The sequence below is a fragment of the Chryseobacterium jejuense genome (genome assembly GCF_017877355.1).
In the GTDB taxonomy this organism is placed as follows: Bacteria; Bacteroidota; Bacteroidia; order Flavobacteriales; family Weeksellaceae; genus Chryseobacterium; species Chryseobacterium jejuense_A.
The window spans coordinates 263319-283860 of record NZ_JAGIPR010000005.1 but is presented as its reverse complement, the minus strand read 5'-3'; the positions used below and the strand labels follow the sequence as shown (position 1 = coordinate 283860).

The 20542-nt window shown below is 36.0% G+C and carries 25 protein-coding genes; 16 read left to right on the top strand and 9 right to left on the bottom strand.

Annotation, left to right across the window (positions count from 1 at the left end):
- Positions 1-143: 143 nt before the first annotated feature.
- The 3 genes from J2772_RS12410 to J2772_RS12400 all read right to left on the bottom strand — a co-directional run bounded on the left by J2772_RS12410 (position 144) and on the right by J2772_RS12400 (position 2701).
- The gene (locus J2772_RS12410; protein ID WP_209917072.1) at positions 144-965 is read right to left on the bottom strand and encodes a helix-turn-helix domain-containing protein; all 822 of its coding nucleotides are present in this window, start codon (positions 963-965) and stop codon (positions 144-146) included.
- A 91-nt stretch (positions 966-1056) separates the two neighbouring features.
- On the bottom strand, positions 1057-2118 hold the full coding sequence (gene thiL, locus J2772_RS12405; RefSeq protein WP_209917070.1) for a thiamine-phosphate kinase: 1062 nt from the start codon (positions 2116-2118) through the stop codon (positions 1057-1059).
- 88 nt (positions 2119-2206) lie between these two features.
- Entirely contained in the window at positions 2207-2701 is a 495-nt protein-coding gene (locus J2772_RS12400) for an acyl-CoA thioesterase (protein ID WP_209917333.1), read from the bottom strand.
- 114 nt (positions 2702-2815) lie between these two features.
- Between J2772_RS12400 and J2772_RS12395 the strand changes: the two genes are divergently transcribed.
- The 5 genes from J2772_RS12395 to J2772_RS12375 are packed head-to-tail and all read left to right on the top strand — an operon-like array spanning position 2816 to position 6489.
- Positions 2816-4018 (top strand): NAD(P)/FAD-dependent oxidoreductase, encoded by a 1203-nt coding sequence (locus J2772_RS12395; RefSeq protein ID WP_209917068.1) that lies wholly within the window; start codon positions 2816-2818, stop codon positions 4016-4018.
- 20 nt (positions 4019-4038) lie between these two features.
- Positions 4039-4467, top strand: a complete 429-nt coding sequence (locus J2772_RS12390) for a hypothetical protein (protein WP_209917066.1) — start codon at positions 4039-4041, stop codon at positions 4465-4467.
- Positions 4468-4527: 60 nt separating this feature from the next.
- Positions 4528-4935 carry an energy transducer TonB gene (locus J2772_RS12385; protein ID WP_209917065.1) on the top strand — a complete coding sequence of 136 codons (408 nt, stop codon included), beginning with the start codon at positions 4528-4530 and terminating at the stop codon, positions 4933-4935.
- A gap of 4 nt (positions 4936-4939) precedes the next feature.
- Positions 4940-5575: a DUF2306 domain-containing protein gene (locus tag J2772_RS12380; protein WP_209917063.1), complete on the top strand. Its 636-nt coding sequence runs from the start codon at positions 4940-4942 to the stop codon at positions 5573-5575.
- Positions 5572-6489 carry a YARHG domain-containing protein gene (locus J2772_RS12375; RefSeq protein ID WP_209917061.1) on the top strand — a complete coding sequence of 306 codons (918 nt, stop codon included), beginning with the start codon at positions 5572-5574 and terminating at the stop codon, positions 6487-6489. Before J2772_RS12380 ends, J2772_RS12375 begins: the two co-directional genes overlap by 4 nt.
- A 13-nt stretch (positions 6490-6502) precedes the next feature.
- On the opposite strand, the gene J2772_RS12370 is transcribed toward J2772_RS12375, so the two are convergent.
- The 3 genes from J2772_RS12370 to J2772_RS12360 all read right to left on the bottom strand — a co-directional run bounded on the left by J2772_RS12370 (position 6503) and on the right by J2772_RS12360 (position 8134).
- Complete coding sequence (locus tag J2772_RS12370; protein ID WP_209917059.1) at positions 6503-6904, bottom strand: DUF2809 domain-containing protein; 402 nt, start codon at positions 6902-6904, stop codon at positions 6503-6505.
- 74 nt (positions 6905-6978) lie between these two features.
- Positions 6979-7635 carry a thioredoxin family protein gene (locus J2772_RS12365; protein ID WP_209917057.1) on the bottom strand — a complete coding sequence of 219 codons (657 nt, stop codon included), beginning with the start codon at positions 7633-7635 and terminating at the stop codon, positions 6979-6981.
- A 10-nt stretch (positions 7636-7645) separates the two neighbouring features.
- Positions 7646-8134 carry a TlpA family protein disulfide reductase gene (locus J2772_RS12360; RefSeq protein WP_209917055.1) on the bottom strand — a complete coding sequence of 163 codons (489 nt, stop codon included), beginning with the start codon at positions 8132-8134 and terminating at the stop codon, positions 7646-7648.
- Between the two features lie 138 nt (positions 8135-8272).
- Between J2772_RS12360 and J2772_RS12355 the strand changes: the two genes are divergently transcribed.
- Together J2772_RS12355 and J2772_RS12350 are read left to right on the top strand one after the other, a co-directional pair.
- Positions 8273-8434 carry a hypothetical protein gene (locus J2772_RS12355; RefSeq protein ID WP_209917053.1) on the top strand — a complete coding sequence of 54 codons (162 nt, stop codon included), beginning with the start codon at positions 8273-8275 and terminating at the stop codon, positions 8432-8434.
- Between the two features lie 49 nt (positions 8435-8483).
- The gene (locus tag J2772_RS12350) at positions 8484-8648 is read left to right on the top strand and encodes a bacteriocin (RefSeq protein ID WP_209917051.1); all 165 of its coding nucleotides are present in this window, start codon (positions 8484-8486) and stop codon (positions 8646-8648) included.
- Between the two features lie 32 nt (positions 8649-8680).
- Here J2772_RS12350 and mutS read toward each other — a convergent pair whose 3' ends face one another.
- On the bottom strand, positions 8681-11269 hold the full coding sequence (gene mutS, locus J2772_RS12345) for a DNA mismatch repair protein MutS (protein ID WP_209917049.1): 2589 nt from the start codon (positions 11267-11269) through the stop codon (positions 8681-8683).
- Positions 11270-11391: 122 nt separating this feature from the next.
- Between mutS and J2772_RS12340 the strand changes: the two genes are divergently transcribed.
- Positions 11392-11922, top strand: a complete 531-nt coding sequence (locus J2772_RS12340; protein ID WP_209917048.1) for a GNAT family N-acetyltransferase — start codon at positions 11392-11394, stop codon at positions 11920-11922.
- Between the two features lie 177 nt (positions 11923-12099).
- On the opposite strand, the gene J2772_RS12335 is transcribed toward J2772_RS12340, so the two are convergent.
- The gene (locus J2772_RS12335) at positions 12100-12978 is read right to left on the bottom strand and encodes a cupin-like domain-containing protein (protein WP_209917047.1); all 879 of its coding nucleotides are present in this window, start codon (positions 12976-12978) and stop codon (positions 12100-12102) included.
- 262 nt (positions 12979-13240) lie between these two features.
- Here J2772_RS12335 and J2772_RS12330 point away from each other — a divergent pair, with 262 nt between their 5' ends.
- Complete coding sequence (locus tag J2772_RS12330) at positions 13241-14119, top strand: bestrophin family protein (protein ID WP_209917044.1); 879 nt, start codon at positions 13241-13243, stop codon at positions 14117-14119.
- 12 nt (positions 14120-14131) lie between these two features.
- Here J2772_RS12330 and J2772_RS12325 read toward each other — a convergent pair whose 3' ends face one another.
- Positions 14132-14731 (bottom strand): hypothetical protein, encoded by a 600-nt coding sequence (locus tag J2772_RS12325; RefSeq protein WP_245365213.1) that lies wholly within the window; start codon positions 14729-14731, stop codon positions 14132-14134.
- A gap of 55 nt (positions 14732-14786) precedes the next feature.
- Here J2772_RS12325 and J2772_RS12320 point away from each other — a divergent pair, with 55 nt between their 5' ends.
- From J2772_RS12320 to J2772_RS12290, 7 genes are all read left to right on the top strand, one after another.
- Complete coding sequence (locus J2772_RS12320) at positions 14787-15407, top strand: toxin-antitoxin system YwqK family antitoxin (protein WP_209917041.1); 621 nt, start codon at positions 14787-14789, stop codon at positions 15405-15407.
- Positions 15408-15412: 5 nt separating this feature from the next.
- Positions 15413-15943 carry an RNA methyltransferase gene (locus J2772_RS12315; protein ID WP_209917040.1) on the top strand — a complete coding sequence of 177 codons (531 nt, stop codon included), beginning with the start codon at positions 15413-15415 and terminating at the stop codon, positions 15941-15943.
- A gap of 187 nt (positions 15944-16130) precedes the next feature.
- Entirely contained in the window at positions 16131-16784 is a 654-nt protein-coding gene (locus J2772_RS12310) for a CBS domain-containing protein (RefSeq protein WP_209917039.1), read from the top strand.
- 1 nt (position 16785) lies between these two features.
- On the top strand, positions 16786-17652 hold the full coding sequence (locus tag J2772_RS12305; RefSeq protein WP_209917034.1) for an NAD kinase: 867 nt from the start codon (positions 16786-16788) through the stop codon (positions 17650-17652).
- Positions 17653-17721: 69 nt separating this feature from the next.
- The gene (fbaA, locus tag J2772_RS12300; protein ID WP_209917032.1) at positions 17722-18792 is read left to right on the top strand and encodes a class II fructose-bisphosphate aldolase; all 1071 of its coding nucleotides are present in this window, start codon (positions 17722-17724) and stop codon (positions 18790-18792) included.
- Positions 18793-18883: 91 nt separating this feature from the next.
- Positions 18884-19738, top strand: a complete 855-nt coding sequence (gene accD / locus J2772_RS12295) for an acetyl-CoA carboxylase, carboxyltransferase subunit beta (RefSeq protein WP_209917029.1) — start codon at positions 18884-18886, stop codon at positions 19736-19738.
- Between the two features lie 54 nt (positions 19739-19792).
- Positions 19793-20302: a DUF6973 domain-containing protein gene (locus tag J2772_RS12290; RefSeq protein ID WP_209917027.1), complete on the top strand. Its 510-nt coding sequence runs from the start codon at positions 19793-19795 to the stop codon at positions 20300-20302.
- The last annotated feature ends 240 nt before the right edge of the window (positions 20303-20542 follow it).

Here is a 20542-nt window from a genome sequence, read left to right as displayed (position 1 = left end):
TTTTTTCAGGGTGCAAAATTGCCTTAAAAAGCATCAGATTACAATAAAAGAACTGAAGGAAGTATAGGACAAATTGAAGATTTAAATAAGAATACAAATAAAAAAGGTCAATTTAAATCTATCTTGATTGTAAATATTGAAGATTATCTTTTTTCATTATTCTTAAAACAATCAGGGGTTTGCCCGGTATGTTTCTTGAAAAACCTGGAAAAATATGAAGCATCGTTAAAGCCGAGTTTGAAAGCAATCTCCTTTACCGTGAGTGCTCCAAAGCTAAGTTCTCTTTTGGCTTCCAGAATCAGACGTTGGAAAATCATTTTTTTTACTGTTGTTCCCCTCAAAAGGCGTACAATATCATTAAGGTGATGGGTACTTATCTTTAACTTTTCAGCGTAGAAGCTTGTTTCTTTCTGTACTATATAGTGCTTCTCAATGAGTCCCACCAGTTCCTGAACTCGTTGACGGTCATTCAGTAATGGCCCCTGAGGTTTAATCTGTTCTCCAATGATAATACAAAATGCTTTCAGATATGCCTTTAAGAGTTCAGTTCTTGCTGTTGCTTTATATTCTTGCTCAATTAATGATAGGATGGTACTGCAGGTTTTTTCATTTTTAGGATCTAAAAAAAACGGAAGTTCTCCTCCCGTGAGTACCGATTCTATATCACAGGCTTCGTTGAAAATTTCCCGGCTTATCGCCATTGCATATCCTTCCTCTCCTTCTATTTTCATATTGAAAGCCTGTCCCGGTGCTATAATACAGATTTGATTGTTCTCAAGCTTGTGGCTTTCAAAATCCAATTCTAAACGGCTGTATTCATACACTTCTCTGAACCAGATAATTTCAAAAAAGTTGTGCCGGTGTACGTCATGGAAATTCTCCGGACCGGCTGCACTCAACGTACTCATTTGAAATTCTTCAGAAGTAAGATGGTGAACCGGGATTTCTTTTTCTGGTATATTCATCACTGCATTTTAAAAATAATTAGATTACAAACAAAAACCACAGCAAAAAAAGTGCTGCGGTTTTCTACAATATTTAAAATTAAATTAAATCTTATCCGTTCTGGCTTCCTAAAAAGGCATCCCATCCCTGAGCAGTAAGAGCTACCAACTGGTTTGAACCTCTTGCTACCATAAAGTTTCCTTCTTCTTTCTCAACTGCATGTCCTATAATGGTAAAGTCAGGATGATTTTTAATTTTATCAAAATCATTTGGTGAAATTGTGAACAGTAATTCATAGTCTTCACCACCGCTTAAGGCTGTCATTACAGGGTTTAAGTTCATTTCATCCGCAGTAGAAATGGTAAGATTGTCCATAGGTACCTTTTCTTCATATAGCCTGAATCCTACCTTAGACTGATCGGAAAGGTGAAGAATTTCAGAAGCCAGACCGTCTGAAATATCAATCATGGAAGTTGGTTTAATATCCAGCTCCTCCAAAATCTTTTTAACGTCTGTTCTTGCTTCCGGTTTCAGCTGTCTTTCCAGGATATAATCGTAACCTTCCATTTCCGGCTGCATATTCGGATCAGCAAGATAAACAGCATGTTCTCTTTCCAGAACCTGTAGTCCCATATATGCTCCTCCTAAATCTCCTGTTACTACAAGAAGATCATTGGGTTTTGCACCACTTCTTTTGACTATATTTTCATCAGCTTCAATCCCTACAGCCGTAATGCTCATTACTAAGCCTGAGTTAGAACTTGTGGTGTCTCCACCAATCAGGTCTACTTTATATCTTGTACATGCAGCCTGAATTCCTGCATAAATTTCTTCCAAAGCTTCTACCGGAAAACGGTTGGAAACTGCTAAAGAAACCAAAATTTGTGTAGGAACAGCATTCATGGCTGCAATATCACTTAGATTTACGACCACCGCTTTATAGCCTAAATGCTTCAACGGAACATAGCCTAGATTAAAGTGTACTCCTTCTGCCAGAACATCTGTGGTAAGAACTACTTTTTTATTGTCAGGATTAATCACTGCCGCATCATCTCCTACTCCAAGCTCCGAAGATTCATTGGATAGAGGAAAATGCTCAGTCAAATGCTTAATAAGACCGAATTCTCCTAATTTTGAAATGGGCGTCAGCTCCTGTGATTTATCTTCAAACATAAAATTTTATTTATCAATGATAACTGATAGGTGATAATTGATACCCTTATTTCTAACACTACTCAGAACATCAATCATCATCCATCATTTATATATTAATTTCTGCCGGATCAATATTGTGTGGATGGAAAGGAAGCTTTTTAAAGTCTTCTTTTGATAACACCACTGTTTCCGGGCTTTTGTATTTATTCATGGCTTCCACTACATCATCTGGTGGAGTGGTCATTTTTCTCAGCATCATATCGATCCAAACTCCTGTTGCTTCAGAAGTAGCACAATGAACACCATCCGGAGTATAGAATTTGTGAACGAAACGGTAGATAGAGGAATCATCAGAACATCCGTCAATTTCTACACTTACAATCACAATCTGATCTGCATAGATCTCTTTAAAGAAAGAATATCTTTCGTGCAGAATAACAGGACCTATTCCCCATCTGCTTAATTGGGTAACCCCCATTTTTTCCTTGGTCATAAAAGCCATTCTGGCTTGCGCACAATATTGTACATATGATGAATTGGCTAAGTGTTTGTTGGCATCAAGATCGCTCCAACGCACTTCAAATTTATGGTAGAAAATCATACTGAAATCGTTTTGGGTATAATTAAAATTATAATCTTCAAAAATACTCAAATAAGATGGTTTATAAAAATTGTACTTTTGAAAAAATAATCTTCAGCATAGGATTACACATACATGAAACAGATCATTATTATCGGAGGCGGTGCTGCAGGCTTTTTCTGCGCATCCAACCTTGACGAAAAGAAATACAAAATTACGATTTTAGAACAGAACTCGGATGTCCTTCAGAAAGTTAAAATTTCCGGAGGCGGACGATGCAATGTTACCCACGCCTGCTTTGATCCAAGAGAGCTGGTGCAATTCTATCCCCGTGGAAACAAGGAATTATTGAGTGTCTTCACCAAATTCCAGCCGGGAGACACAATGGAATGGTTCGATCAACGTAATGTTCCATTGAAAATAGAAAATGACAACAGGACTTTCCCTGAAAGTAATTCTTCACAAACCATCATCAACACTTTTTTGAATGAGGTTCAGAAGAAAAACGTGGTGGTACAAACAAAATGCAGTGTAAAAGAGATTGAAAAACAGGATGAAAAATATCTTGTAAAAACCAATTCCGGGGATTTTGAGGCAGATTATATTGTCTATACTACCGGAAGCTCTCCAAAATCGTTGAAAATTATTGAAAATCTGGGACATAAGATTATAGACCTTGTTCCTTCTCTTTTTACGTTTAATATTAAAGATGATCTTTTAAAAGATCTTCCGGGAACCAGTTTTGAAAATGCCGGGATTTCAATTCCTAAATTAAAAACTGAGGAAAGTGGGCCGCTTTTGATTACTCATTGGGGACTTTCCGGACCTGCTGTTCTGAAAATTTCAGCATGGGAAGCCATCAGTCTTGCGAAACTTAAATACAATTTTGAAATTGAAGTGAATTTTGTTTCCATAGAACTGGAAGATGCAGAAGAAATTTTCAACAAATTCAAACAAAGCAATCCTAAAAAGACCATCGGCCAATCGAAAATCTTTGATATTACGAACAGGTTCTGGCAGAAAATTCTGGACATTTCAAAAGTAGACCTCAACAAACAGGTTGCCAATATTTCAGGAAAAGAAATGCAAAAAATTCTTGAAAACCTTTGTAAGAAAAAGCTTCAGGTGACAGGAAAATCTACATTTAAAGATGAGTTCGTAACAGCAGGGGGTATTGATTTAAAGGAAATTAACTTCAAAAACATGTCCTCAAAAGTCCTTCCTGATTTTTATATTGCCGGAGAGGTTTTAAACATAGATGCAGTGACAGGAGGTTTTAATTTTCAGGCATGCTGGAGTGAAGGCTGGCTGATTGCACAGAATTTGAATAACTTGTAGAATATAAAAAACTATAATCCATGAAAAAACTAATACTACTAATTTTACTATTTACAGCTCAATTTGCTTTTTCTCAAACTGGACAAAAAGAAAATCAACAAAGCCCTAACCCATCAGCAGAAATCTATCAAAGTGAATCTAAACCAGGTGAAACTCCAGATACTCCTGCTGACTATCCTGGTGGAATGAATGCCCTTAGAAAGGATATTAGCCAATTATTTGATTCTTCAAAATTTGAATATTCATCAGGAATATTCAAATCAATGACAAAATTTGATGTCAACCCTGATGGAAGCATAAGTTCTATTTCAACAACAGGAAATAGTAGGACTCTAAATAAAGAAATGGATCGTGTTATGAAATCTTTAAAGACAAAATGGATACCTGCAACTAAAAACGGGCAATCAATTAAATCAACATACCAAATTCCGATGACAATGAATCGCTAAAATATTTTTGGCACTCTTAATTATTGTAGATTTATTTTTTTAATCAACAGCATCTATTTTATGAAAAAATTATCATTATTAGTCTTACTTTTAGGATCCTCCTATGCTTTTTCTCAGATAAAAATAAAAGATCCTCTCCCTACCCACGGTATTTTCCAGGAAAAAAAAGAACGTAAAGCCGCGGAATATCCTGGAGGAATTGGAACGTTAATAAAAGATATTTCCAAAGAAATTAAAACAGGCCGTATAAGAGGAGCGAGAAGTGGACAAATACGGTCCAATGCTAAATTCATAGTAGGCCTTGATGGTAAAATAGCAAAGGTGGAAGTAACCGGAGACAATCAAGATCTAAATAGTGAAGTGGAAAGAGTACTGAAATCTATGAAAACAAAATGGATTCCCGGAGAACAAAATGGTACTCCTGTAGAAACGTGGTATAGAGTTCCCGTGGTTGTCAACTTTAATTAACAAAATGCTATCAGTCAAAAGAAATATCACGTTGGTTAAAATCCTTCTCATTATAGGATTTGTATATTTCTTTTGGCTGATGCTCAAAATAACGATGGAGTATATTCCCTTGGATCCCAACATCAGTTTCCTGATGATTAAACAGACTGAAGTGGAAGACAGGCCGGAATATCTCTACTTTTTCTACACTCATGTGTACACCAGTATTTTTGTCCTTCTTTCAGGGTTTCTAGCCATCATCCGGAAAGACTTCAGGCTGAAAAACTTCCACAGAAATATAGGGAAGGTATATATTTTTCTCATTTTACTTTTGGCTGCACCTTCAGGTCTTTATATGGGATTTTTTGCCAACGGAGGTCTATTTTCAAAGGTTTCATTTGTTATGCTGGGCTTTTTATGGTGGTTTTCTACTTTCAAAGCTTATCAGCTAGCCAGGCAAAAAAAATTTAAAGAGCACAAGCAATGGATGTGGCGGAGTTTTGCTTTTACATTATCAGCCATCACATTGCGAATGTGGAAAGTTATTATTGTATATTTATTTCATCCCAATCCTATGGACGTTTACCAAATCATTGCATGGCTGGGCTGGATTCCCAACATCCTTATCATTGAATACTTAATTACAAAAAAACAGATATGAAAACTTTACATTACACACTGATGTCACTGCTTACAATTTCCCTGCTAAGTTGTAAAAAAGACGGAAAAACGAATGAATCAAACAAAGATTCCCTAACCGCAAAAAAAGATTCTGTTGTTATACCTGAAGTTCATAAAGAATATTATGGCGTTTACACAGGTGATTTTGCAGGCATGGAAAAAATAGTTGATGATGTAGACGGCTCTGAATATGATGAGAATGTCTACAAAAAAATCTCTATAAAAATCAACAGAATTACCAAAGACAGTGTTTATGGCCAAAGCATTGTAAACGGAAATCAACGTCCCGTAAGAGGCGTTTTTAATGAGACCTCAAAGTCTTTTGTTCTGGATGAACCCGGAAACGATAAAACAGATGGCAGATTTGAAGTGAAGCTGAGCGGAGACAGTTTAACCGGAAAATGGAATGCCTTTAATAAAAAAGCAGTAAAAGCCCCTCTAAAATCTCTTAAACTCATCAAAAAAGACTTTGTTTATAACCCTAACTTTATGCTTGATCCGGATTCCAATCTGGTAGACTGGAACAATCCTAAAGATTTTGTTGAGAAGTATACGGATGACGATGGAAAAACGGAAAGCTACACTACATCCAAAAACCGGGTGGCTTCTGATGCAATCTTTAAACTGAACGCTTCTAAGCAAAAGCTCAACGAAAAAGACCTTAAGAATTTAAGAAAACTGGATATGGAGATTATCAAAAACTCAGTATTTGCAAGACATGGCTATTCCTTTAAAAAAGAAACGTACCGAGACTTTTTCGAGCAAACAAATTGGTATATTCCAGTTTCCAATAATGTAGATAACGATCTTTCTCCTATGGAAAAGGATAATGTAGCCCTACTGAACCGATTCATTAAATATGCTGAAGATAAGTATGACAGCTTTGGAAGATAGCCGGGGTTAGGGGCTAGGAATTAGATGTTGAGGTTAAACTTTCCTCTTTTGTCACCTTTACAAACAGATAGAGTAATAAACAACCTACGGCATAGCACAGAATATCAATCCACGAGAAAGAGTTTCCAATCACAATATACATCAGGCTTCCAGGACGGAAGCCTAGTTTTTCTGCAATATTGAAATACTGAGCAACTTCTATAAAGCAGGAGAAGACTAAAATTCCCAAAATAAGTTTTTCATTGTTTACCCTGAAGAAGCTTTTTACTAAGGTACAGAGAAGTATGACAACAATAACATCTCCAAGATAAGCTCTTACAAAGAAAATCTCCTTCAGTTTCGTAGCGATCAGCACCTCAATAAGGAAAATAAAAATGGAGATCAGAAGATATTTCAGGCTAAATTGGAATTTCATGTTGATATTTTTTAAAGTTTAGGCATAAAAAATCGGCATTCAAAAGAACCCCGATCTTTATTCTGGCAAATATATTATTTCTTCACTTTGATTGTACACCCAATCGCAACAGTTTTTACCATTTTTACCGATTCTCCTTTTAACAAAGCATTTACAGCATCCTGAACATAGTATTCCGAAACATCGCTCGGATTATCATAATTGTTATCAATAGCTCCAATATATTTTACAATGTTCTTACCGTTTTCCTTTTGCAGTATAAAAACATGTGGTGTTTTTGTTGCCCCATATTGCGGATAAATTTTTTGCCCCTCATCCACTAAATACGGAAAAGTAAAACCTTTCTGTTTTGCTCTTTCTATCATCTGCTGATAACCATCTTCAGGTTGTACATTCGGATCGTTCGGATTAATGGCTATTACCGGATATCCCTGACTTTTATATTTCTTATCCAGCTCAATAATTCTGTCTTCATATTTCTTGGCATATGGGCAATGATTACATGTAAAGATAACGATGAATCCCTTGGCCGTTTTAAAATCGCTCAGGGAAACCATTTTCCCATCAATATTTTTAAGTTTAAAATCCGTGGCCGCTTCTCCCACTTCATAACCTTTTACTGCTGAAACGGTCTCTTTTTGAGGCTCATTTTTATCATGGTTCATAGCCGTGAAACTTAACAAACCTAGTCCAGCAATGAAAGCTGCTATTAAAGTTTTTATATTTTTCATAATCAATAATTTATTGTAAATTTTCAGTAATTGTCGTTTCCAAATCTTCCTTGCTCATTTCTCCATCATTAAAATGTAATTTCGCTCCGTTTTTATAAAAAATCGTTACCGGAATATTTCCGTCCCATTCTTTTTCAAATCTTGGAATCCAGGTATTCATTCTTTTAATATCATCTAAAAGCACAACTTCAGCAGTCAGATTTTTATTTTTAATGAATTTTAAAACCCTTTCTTTATCCACCAGTCTGTCTAATGAAACCAGAATCATCTTAAACTTGGAGTTACCGGCATATTGATTATTGATTTCCATAAAGTGAGGCAGTTCTTTCACACAGGGAGCACAGGTGGTAGCCCAAAAATTAACAACCAGAAACTTATCTTTCTCTGATTTGATTTTCTTTTCCAGGTCTTCGTATTTCAGAACAGAAACATTTGCCTGCTGAGCTTTATATAGTGTACAAAAGAGAAAAACAATCAGGATTCTTAGTATATTTTTCATATCCAAATGTAATAAATAATTGGAAATCAGAAATCTTAAGACTCTCTTTTTTATGATCTTACATAAAAGCATTTTTTCACAATCCGTAGATTTATTTAGATAATTTTGTATATTTGAATACAACCAAACTAAATTATTATGAAAAAATCAAACATTCAAAAGAAGAAGCTTACTAAGAGAGAAATGAAAACGATTAACGGTGCAGGACCTGTCTGCCCGCTGGTATTCAGTTGTTTTAACCGAAATACCGGAGAAGAACAATATGGAGTTTATGGAATTCAGGATGGACCTTGCTGTTAATACGATTCAGAATTAAACCCACTAATCAAAACCAAACAAATTAAAAAATATGAAAAAATCAGTCACTCACAAAAAGAAGCTTACCAAAGCTGAGCTTAAAGAGATCAGCGGTGGTGCTATAGCCAACTGTGCAGAAGATCTATGTAAACTTAGAGGAGTAAGCAGCCATTTCATGATCATCGGGCCAAGAGGCAGGGACGGATATTGCTGTTAATTCTTAATCTTATAAAAGAAAAAATGATTGGACTATCCTCCAATCATTTTTTTTATGGCGTTGAGCTTCATTAAAGCCTCAATGGGTGTTAAGGTATTGATATCTATTTTGGTAAGCTCTTCCCTGATATTCTCCAGCACCGGATCATCCAGCTGGAAAAAGGAAAGCTGCATGTTTTCTTCAGTTACCCTTTTAATATTCTCCGAAGTTCCTCCATCCTGAGTTCTGCTTGCCTCAAGCGTTTTAAGGATCTCATTGGCTCTGTTAATTACTTTAGCAGGCATACCAGCCAGTTTCGCCACATGAATACCGAAGCTATGTTCACTTCCACCAGGAACCAATTTTCTCATGAAGATAATATTTCCTTTATTTTCCTGAATGGAAACGTGGAAGTTTTTCACTCTTTCAAAATTCACGGTCATCTCATTCAGTTCATGATAATGCGTAGCAAATAAAGTCTTCGCCTGTGTAGCATGCTGGTGAAGATATTCGGCAATAGCCCATGCAATGGAAACCCCGTCATACGTAGAAGTTCCACGTCCAATTTCATCCAGAAGGATAAGGCTTCGTTCTGAGATATTATTCAGGATATTGGCAGCTTCATTCATTTCCACCATGAAAGTAGATTCTCCTGCAGAAATATTATCCGTTGCTCCTACCCTTGTAAAGATTTTATCCAACAGTCCAATTTCCGCATGTTTAGCAGGCACAAAACTTCCAATCTGAGCCAAAAGGCATACAATAGCCGTCTGACGCAGAATTGCCGATTTACCAGCCATGTTAGGCCCTGTCACCATAATAATCTGCTGGGAATCTTTATCCAGGAATATATCATTCGGAATATATTTTTCTCCTAGTGGAAGCGCATTTTCAATGATCGGGTGCCTTGCTTCTTTCAGATCAATAGCATAACCATCATTAAGAATAGGCCTGGTATAGCTTTCTGAAACGGCCAGTTCAGATAATCCGGCAGCAACATCAATCTGCGCAATAATATTGGAATTTCCCTGAATCTGATCAATATACACCATGGTTTCAGCACATACATTTCTGTACAGCTGAGTTTCCAGAACACTTATCTTTTCTTCAGCGCCCAGAATCTGGTTTTCATATTCCTTTAATTCTTCCGTGATATATCGCTCGGCATTCACAAGGGTCTGTTTTCTCACCCATTCATCCGGAACTTTATCTTTATGGGTATTTCGGACTTCAATATAGTATCCGAAAACGTTATTAAAATCAATTTTCAGGCTTGTAATACCTGTTCTTTCGATTTCTCTCTGGCACATTTCATCCAGGAATCCACGGCCTTTGCTCTGAAGATTTCTCAGTCTGTCCAGTTCTTCAGAAACTCCATTCTTAATAACATTTCCTTTGGCAATGCTTACCGGAAGCTCTTCATTAAGATGATTTTGTAAGAATTTAATCAGTTCTTCAAGATCAAATAAAGGCTCTAACCATGCCAACACATCTGCATGAGGATGTAATAACGCTTTGATTTTATGAATATTAATCAGACTCTGACGCAGATAGCCCAATTCTTTAGGGGATATTTTCTCTGCAGCCAGTTTCCCCATCAATCGGTCAAGATCAGAAATTGACCTTAACAGTTGTCCTATTTCATATTTAAGATGATCGTTTTCGTTCAAGAAATCAATCAGGGAAAGTCTTCTGGAAATTTCATCTACCGATTTTAAAGGAAGAATAATTCTTCTTCTCAGTAATCTACCTCCCATTGGAGTGGAGGTTTTATCAATAATATCCAACAATGATTTCCCTTGTGGGTTACTTGGATAAACAATCTCCAGATTCCTTAAGGTAAAATTATCCATCATCAGATAATCTTCCTGTGGAATAATCTGAAGTTTTGTAATATGGGAAAGCAGGTTATGATGAGTATCTTCTACCAGATAGGCAAAAATAGCTCCGGCTGCTGTAATCGCTAACGGAAGGTTTTCTACCCCAAACCCTTTTAAAGAGTTGGTTTTAAAATGACTGGTTAATTTTTCGTAGGCAAAATTATATTGAAAAGCCCAGTCTTCCAGTTTAAAGGCATTTTTATTCTTAATCTGCTCCGGAATCTGTACACTTCTCTGGAAAATGATTTCACTCGGATCGAAAGTATTAACAATATGCAGCAACTTTTCAAGGTTACCCTCGCTTACCAAAAACTCTCCGGTAGAAATGTCTACTAAAGCGATTCCATATTTCTCTTTTTCCTTGTGTAGAGAAAGCAGGAAGTTATTTTTCTTGGAATTTAAAACCTGATCATTGAAGGTTACCCCGGGTGTTACCAGTTCTGTAACTCCTCTTTTTACAATCCCTTTCACCATTTTAGGATCTTCCAGCTGATCGCAGATGGCAACCCTCATTCCAGCTCTTACCAATTTTGGAAGATAAGAATCTATTGAATGATGTGGGAATCCGGCCAATTCTACACTTCCTTCTCCATTATTCCTTTTCGTAAGAACAATACCCAATATCTGTGAGGTCTTCACGGCATCCTGCCCAAAAGTTTCATAAAAGTCCCCTACCCTAAAAAGTAAAAGCGCATCAGGGTATTTACCCTTGATGGTGTTATATTGAGTCATTAACGGGGTTTCCTTCTTCGTTTTTGCCATAGTAAAAAATGAGCCCCAAATTTAAAAAAATAAATCCAGGGTTGCAGAATTGTTTCATGGTTATCCCCGAATAACTTTTCCCTATCAGGAATTAATTGTATTTTCACCATAAAATCACCTCCATGAAATTTCCTGTTTTAGAAACTGAAAGACTTATTCTGCGCCAGCTTACCCTTGATGATACCCAAGATCTGTTTGAATATTTTTCTCTGGAAGAAGTGATGGAGTATTATGATCTTGAAGCCTTCCAATCTATTGAAGATGCACAAAAAATTATTCAGCATTTCAACAGTGAATTTGAGAAGGGAAAAGGCTTCCGCTGGGCTTTACAGCTAAAATCTGATGGTAAAGTGATTGGTACCTGCGGTTATCATAACTGGTACAGAGAACATTTCAGAGCAGAAATCGGATATGAGCTTAATCCTATTTTCTGGGGACAATCTTATATGAAAGAAGCCATTCTTCCTATTCTTACATATGGTTTTGAGACTATGAGATTACATCGTGTGGATGCCTTTATTGATCCTGCCAATATTTCCTCCGAAAAACTTCTGACATCTGTAAATTTTCAGGAAGAAGGAACGCTTAGAGATTATTTTTTTGAAAAAGGAAAGTTTGTAGATGCTAAAATCTTCGGACTGATTAATAAATAAAAGCTGGAAGCTAGAAGAACGAAGTTGGAAGTTACTATTTGCGTGTAAACTTCTATCCTTCATTCTATAAAATATTGGGTAAGATAAAATCCAAATATTTTTTATGGAAGACTTAAACTGACTTTTTCGTCATCTATAACTTCCATCTTCCTGTCTCCATGTTCCGTCTTGCTTAAATTAATCCCCCTTTCCCAAATGCTTTTCCAAAGCCTCTGAGCTTTTCTTATACGCCCATTTCTGCTTGTAATTCACCCATTTAGCTTTAAACAGCTTACGCATAATTTTATCTGTATATCTCATGATAAAGACATGATACAGCATATTGGCAAAAACATTCGGCTTATTGGGAAGTGCTCTTAATGACAATGAAAAACCAGGTTCAAGATACCTGTTGAAATGCCAGAATGCTCCTGGAATAAAAAGGGCATCTCCATGTTCCATAAAGATTTCGTAGCCTTTTGCATACTTCAATGCCGGAAACTTTTCATAATCAGGATTCTCATAATCTACCTCATAGATGGTATGAACGGATAATGGAACTTTGTATAAAAACGGAGACTGCTTCTGATCGAATAACAGAATTCTCTTTTTCCCCTCGAAATGGATGTGCATAAAATCACCCAAATCCACATCATAATGCATCAACACATGGGCTTCACTCCCTCCAAAGAACAAAGTAGGAAGTCTCTTAAAAAACTTCATCCCCAAATCAGGATAAGTGAAATTTTTAAGCAATTCAGGAAGCCTGTCTGTAATAATATAGAAGAAAATTCTAAGATCTGAAGCCTTACTTTTTATGGTATCAATATAATCCTTCATCTTCATATTGGCTACCGGTGCATCGGAGCTTTTAACGGCATCAGCAGGCTTATTATCATACAAGGGAACATCCTGATCGCCTGCCTTTTCACGGATATAGGCAAGATTCCATTTGTCAAAAGCATCCCAACGGCTTGCAAAATTCTTGATTAAAAGAGGCTTCTGTTTTTTGAAATAATTCTTCTGAAAATCTTCTTTACTGATATCATTGACTATATCTACCTTTTCGAGGATCATGTATTTTGTATTTAATGCGAAATAAAAATAGTGTTTTTTTGAAAACTGCGAAAATTAAGATGAAAAGGCTGGAAGCTGGAAGAGGGATGCCAGAAATTATTATTCGTCTGCAAACCTCTATATGTCATTCTATAAAAAGTTGTTATGGAAAACTTAAACTCCCTCTTCAACATCAATAACTTCCCTTTTACAGTTTCAGACTTCCTTACTTTATTAGCAGAGCTCAGATGAAAAATTTATATTTGTGGTATTAAGCGAATTTATGAGAGTTTACAACACGAAGCATTTCCTTAAGATCCTTTTCAGTTTACACAAAAGTGATACCCTGAAAATTCTTTTCCCAAGTATGATTATAGTAGGATTATACTCCTGGGGAATTCAATATTTAGAAGTGGAATACTTTCATCTTACTACAAAATCAGGAATCAGCAATGTAGGGATGATTCATTCCTTATTGGGGTTTGTGCTTTCCCTTCTATTGGTTTTCAGAACCAATACTGCGTATGACAGATGGTGGGAAGGAAGAAAGCTCTGGGGAAAACTGGTGAATGACACCAGAAACTTTGCGATAAAGATCAATACCATCCTTGGAGATAACCGTCAGGACGCTGAACAGATTTCAAGATATTTAAAATATTTTCCACACTTTTTAGCCAAACATCTTTCCAAAGAGTCTACCCGTTTGGCATTGGATGAAGATTATTCAGAAATCGAAAAAACATTAAAAAATCACGGACCAAGTGAGATTATTATTCTTTTGAGTCATAAACTAAACCAGCTAAAAAAAGAAGGTAAAATTTCAGAGATTGAAATGCTGTATCTGGAACCCCAGCTTTCAGGATTTTTGGAGGTCTGTGGCGGATGTGAAAGGATCAAGAATACCCCTATTCCTTATTCCTATTCTTCATTTATCAAAAAGTTTATTATCCTCTACGTACTTGCACTTCCTATTGCTTACGTTATTACGATCGGACTTTTCATGATCCCGCTTACGGTGTTCGTGTATTATGTACTGATGAGTCTAGAACTGATTGCCGAAGAGATTGAAGACCCTTTCAATAATGATGAGAATGATATTCCAATGGAAACCATAGCCCAGAATATTGAGAAGAATGTTCATCAGATTATAAGCAAAAAATAAAAAATCAACCCTTTAAAGGTTGATTTCTTTTAATTCTCCATCCTGTTTGATCTCTACAAACTTACTTTCCCTGTTGGCAGCATCATAGCCATAAAAGAATGTTGAATAAATGGGTGATGAGTAAAGATAATTTCCCAATCCATTATAAGTATCTGTTGTTCCGGTCTGTTGCTGGTAACTTCCTGTTGCCGTAAAGTTTACAATGGTTTCAAGATAATATTTACCGGGCTTCAGTTTTTCAAATTTAAATCTTCCGTGGTCATCCGTTAACGCTTCTACTCTATATTTAAAAGCTTCTTCAGACATGTAAACCGTTGTTTTTTTATTTTCGTATTTCTTCCTCATACTATAAAACTCTTCAAAATAAGGAGTTACCGGGAAAAGCATGATAACCGTTCCTTTCGGAGCGTAATGTTTCTGTCCAAGCAGCGGTTTAATCCCCCAATTATTTTTTTGTTTGGTAGATGCCACCCCTTCAATGGTTGAGTTTCCGAAGGCAAGCATATCACGAGCCATTTTTTTATCGAAGAAAGCTTGCGGATAGTAGGTATTCTGTGCCTGTGTATGCAGAAAAGCAAACATCAGTATGAATAAAGTAAATAATTTTTTCATAGTATATTTTTGAATCAAATATAAGTATTTTACTATTTTTGAAATAAAAATAGCTATGAAATACATTTTTCTATTGTTTTTTTCTTTTTCCATGATAGGTCTGGCTCAGAAACCTTGTGGATATAAGGACGGTTTACAGGAAGGAAGCTGTAAAGAATTTTATGACAACGGACAGGTAAAAAATATGGTTGAATGGAAGAAGGGAAAAAAAGAAGGTGATGCTGTTTTTTATCATGATAATGGAAAAGTAAATGCAAAAGGTGAATTCAAGAAAGACTTCAAAGTAAAAGAATGGATTTACTATGATAAAAACGGCGCTCTTACCGCTAAAGAACTCTATAGAAACGGCGATAAAAACGTTTATGACAATAGCTTTACAGCCACTTTTTATTCTCCAAAAGGAGTTGCAGAAGAAGTTTCCAACTATAAATTTGCAAAACTGCACGGAGAAACCAAACTTTTTCATGAGGATGGAAAATCTGTAAAACAGACAGGACAGTATGAAAATGGGCTTGCCACTGGAAAATGGAAAGCATTTTATCCATCCGGCAAGTTACAACGTGAAACAGAATTCATCAATGACAAGTGGAATGGTAACAGAGTTCATTACCGTGAAGACGGAAGCATTGAAAAAACAGAGGTCTATAAAGACGGAAAATTAATCTCAACAAAATAATACAATTGGTACAGAAACTAAAACTGGAGGAACTAAACAGAATAGATGTAGAAACATTTAAGAACGTTGAAAAAATTCCTTTGGTCATCATTTTAGATAATATCAGAAGTATGCACAATGTAGGTGCAGCCTTCAGAACAGCAGATGCCTTTTTAATTGAAAAAATAATCCTTTGCGGAATTACCCCGCAACCGCCTCACCGTGAAATCCACAAAGCGGCATTAGGTGCTACGGAAAGTGTAGACTGGTCTCATGAAGAAGATACCAACAATGCTATTTCAGAGCTGAAAAACAAAGGATATGAAATCATAGGAATTGAACAGACTACCGGCAGTCAAATGATTACAGATTTCACTATTGATAAGTCAAAAAAATATGCTTTAATTTTAGGAAACGAAGTAGAAGGAATCGGTGATGAGGTACTGCCTAATATTGACGTATTCTTAGAAATTCCACAGCTTGGAACCAAGCATTCTCTTAATGTAAGTGTATGTGGCGGAATTGTGATGTGGGAGTTTGCAAAAGCCCTAAAATAAAAAAACTGCATATGTCATTAGTAGACAGTGCAGTTTGAAATAAATCTAATAAAAAGTAAAAATGAAAGGCGACAAAGGTACTTTTTTTTTCTTTACAAACAAATTTTAACGGCACTTTTTTTGTTTTAACTTAAAAAAAGTCGTGTTTTCAGAAACAGTTTCGTTTAATTTTTTATAAATTAGCACAATGTTTATCAAGGACTATATCTCAAAAGATTTCCCATGTTTTAGCTTGTCGGACTCTATAGAGTCTGCAAGAAATATATTGGAGGACTTCGGATATTCTCATGTTTTCATCAAAAAATCGCATCACTTTTACGGAGCCCTAGCCAAGGACTTTTTATACGAAGAAGATGCCGGAACTTTGAAGGAACTTGAGCATCAGATCGAACGATTTGCCATTCTGGATGATAATAATATCATGGATAGTATCCGTCTGTTTTATACATTTAATTCTAATGTAATCCCTGTGATTAATAAGAATGAAAAGTATTTAGGCTATATTACCTGTGACGATATTTTTCAGGATCTTTCCCGTTATCCATTATTTTCAGAATCAGGAGCTATTCTTACGGTAGAAATCCCTGCCAGAAAATACTCAATGACGGAAATTGCCAATATTGTAGAAAGCAATAATTCGAAATTTTATGGTGGGTTCATTAGCTTTATGTCTGATGAAGTAATTCACATTACCATCAAGATCAGCAATGAAAACCTAGCCTCGATAGACTCAACTTTTGACCGGTACGACTACAGAATCGTTGAAAAATACTATTCTGATGAGAAATCCGATCTGTTTAAAGACCGATTCGGTTTTTTTCAAAAATTTATAGAAATATAACATGAAGGTAGCCATATATTCTCAGAAAAAAGATCTTGATACTTTTTTATATTTAAGCAAGTTTATTTCTGAACTTGAAACCAGAGGTGTAAAATCTGTTCTGTACGATGAAATGGCTGAAGCACTTCAGTTTTCGAAAATTTTCGAAACTTTCAACAATAAACAGGACCTTTTAGATAAGGAAGTAGATCTTTTCTTCACTTTCGGTGGAGACGGAACTATTGTAAATTCACTGACTTTCATTGAAGATCTTGAAATCCCAGTAGTAGGTGTAAATACCGGAAGATTAGGATTTCTTGCCTTTTTCACCAAAGAAGAAGCTTTTAAAGAACTCGATTCTATTTTAAAAGGAGATGTAAAAACAAGCCGTCGTTCGGTGATTGAAGTAGTTTCTCCCAATCTGGAAGGATTCTTCCCATATGCATTGAATGATGTAACCGTTTCCAGAAAGGAGACCACATCCATGATTACAGTAGATTCTTATATTAATAACGAATTTTTAAATGTATTCTGGGGTGATGGGGTAATTATCTCCACTCCTACCGGATCTACAGCCTACTCTTTAAGCTGTGGTGGACCTATCATTTCCCCGAATAACGAAAACTTTGTCATCACTCCCATTGCTCCTCACAATCTGAATGTAAGGCCTTTAGTAGTAAATGATAAAGTGGAAATCAAGTTCAGAGTAGAAAGCAGAGTACCACAATACTCATTGTCTTTAGACTCCAGACTGATTCATATTGAAACCGATAAGGAAATCATCATCAGGAAAGCAGATTTTCAGCTTCTGCTGGTACAGCCCAACAATTTGAGCTTTTACGAAACCATCCGTCAGAAGCTACTTTGGGGACGCGACAAAAGAAATTAGTGATTGCTTAAAAATGATTACCTTTACCCGAAATTAAACACCTAATAAATTTATAATAAAAAGTAAAACATGAGCAGAATTTTTCCGGCAGGAGTTGCCACAGGTCAGTTAGTTACTGATATTTTTCAGTATGCTAAAGAAAACAAATTTGCATTACCTGCAGTAAACGTAATTGGATCCAGCAACGTAAACGCTACGATGGAAACTGCAGCGAAATTAAACTCTCCTGTAATCATCCAGTTTTCAAATGGAGGAGCTGCTTTCAATGCAGGGAAAGGATTAAGCAATGACGGACAAAAGTCTGCCATCTTAGGAGCTATTGCTGGAGCAAAACACATTCACACTCTTGCAGAAGCTTACGGAGCAACAGTAATTCTTCACACAGACCACTGTGCAAAGAAATTATTACCTTGGATTGATGGATTGATGGATGCTAACGAAGAATTCTTCAAGCAGACAGGAAAATCTCTTTACTCATCTCACATGCTAGACCTTTCTGAAGAATCTTTAGAAGAAAATCTTGAGATTTCAGCTCAATATTTTGAAAGAATGGCGAAACTTCAGATGACTCTTGAAGTAGAAATCGGAGTAACTGGTGGTGAAGAAGATGGTGTTGACAACTCAGACGTTGATAACTCTAAATTATATACTCAACCTGAAGATGTAGCTTTTACTTATGAAAAATTAAAAGCTATTTCTGATAACTTTACTATTGCTGCAGCATTCGGTAACGTACATGGAGTTTACAAGCCAGGAAACGTGGTTCTTACTCCAAAAATTCTTGATAACTCTCAGAAATATGTTCAGGAAAAATTCGGAACTGCTGATAAGCCAATTAACTTTGTATTCCACGGAGGTTCAGGATCTACTTTGGAAGAAATCAGAGAGGCAATTGACTATGGAGTAATCAAAATGAATATTGATACTGACCTTCAGTTTGCATATACAGAAGGCATTAGAGATTATATGGTTAACAATGTTGATTATTTAAGAACTCAAATCGGAAACCCTGAAGGAGAAGAAAAACCTAACAAAAAATTCTATGACCCAAGAGTTTGGGTAAGAAAAGGTGAGGATACTTTCTCTACAAGATTGGTACAAGCATTTGAAGATTTAAATAACGTAAATACTTTAAAATAAGAACTGTACATTTGTATCAATGTAAAAAGCATTCATAAAAGAGTGTATTTACATTGATACATTTTACATTTATACATTAATACAATTAAAAATGGCATTCGACTGGTTTAAAAGAAAAGCAAAAAACATTACCACCTCTACTGATGAGAAAAAGGACGTTCCCAAAGGTCTATGGCATCAGACTCCATCTGGAAAAGTTGTGGAACATGATGAATTAAAGAGAAATAACTATGTTTCTCCTGAAGACGGGTTTCATGTAAGAATAGGAAGTGCGGAATTTTTTGACATCCTTTTTGACGGTGGTAAATTTACCGAACTGGATGCCAATGTTGAAAGTATTGATATCTTAAACTTTAAGGATACAAAGGCCTATAAAGACCGTTTAAAAGAAGTAAAAGCGAAAACAAAACTTACAGACTCTATCAGAAACGCTGTAGGAACTGTAAAAGGAACTGAAATGGTAGTTTCTTGTATGGATTTTGCTTTTATTGGTGGATCTTTAGGTTCTGTAATGGGTGAAAAGATCAGAAGAGCTGTAGACTACTGTATCAAGCACAAACTTCCGTATATGATTATCTGTCAGTCCGGAGGAGCAAGAATGCAGGAAGCAACCTATTCTTTGATGCAGTTAGCTAAAGTACAGGCGAAATTGGCTCAGCTTTCAGAAGCAGGCCTTTTATATATCGCTTATCTGTGTGACCCAACTTTTGGTGGGATTACAGCATCTTTTGCAATGACTGCTGATATCATTATGGCTGAACCAAAAGCTCTTATCGGTTTTGCAGGACCAAGAGTAATCCGTGAAACAATCGGTAGAGATTTACCGGAAGGATTCCAGACCTCTGAATTCCTACAGGAAAAAGGATTTGTTGACTTCATTGTAAAAAGAACTGAAATTCAGGACACTGTTGCTAAAACCGTTAATTTATTAGCTGCAAAAGCATAGTTTCTGTAACAAAAACAATACAATCTCTCTCTAATTGGGGAGAGATTTTTATTTATGAGGACTTTTAAGATATTTTTCAACACCATCAGGAGTATGAGTTTTAAAAAGATCATGCGTCTATTAGCTCTTATTCTCCCTCATCCTCTTTTTGCCATACTCAGCTTTCATGCTACGGTTAAGGCATTCACTATCGCACAGGCAAAATTCCCTGAAACGGCTTCTAACAATGGTATAGGAAACGCCTTCAGACATGCGCTTTGGTGTTGTTTCATCATGATGTATTGCAGCAAAATTTCTTCCCCTGAAAAAGCACTGGATTTCTGTAAAAGAATGACAGATCTCCACGAAGAATTGTTTCCCAACCAACCTTTGGAAACCAAAATGGATCTTCATAACAACAAGTTAGGAATGGATTATTTTATGGAGCTTTTACCAGGAATTCACCGCCAGTTCTTTGAAAAAAGCTTTTTTGTTGATGGATTAGTCAAAAAAATGGACGACGCCAAGGTGCTGAAAAACCTGGATGACGATTTTGAAGGACACCTTGTTTATCTGGAAGAGTAATTTTTCATTTCAAACGCAAAGAATACGCAAAGAGATTATAAAACATTATGCATATTTTTTGACCGTAAAGGCATTTCATTCAGCGAGGGGCTTTAATTAGTACTCTCTGCTAAGTGCTAACGCTGCTGTGAAAGGAAATTTTAAATTTTCCAATAAGATTCTTTGCGAACATTGTGGTAAAATAAATCAGCATAGAAAAGTTGAAATCCAAGATTTCCAAAAACTTAAATGTCCTTTTCA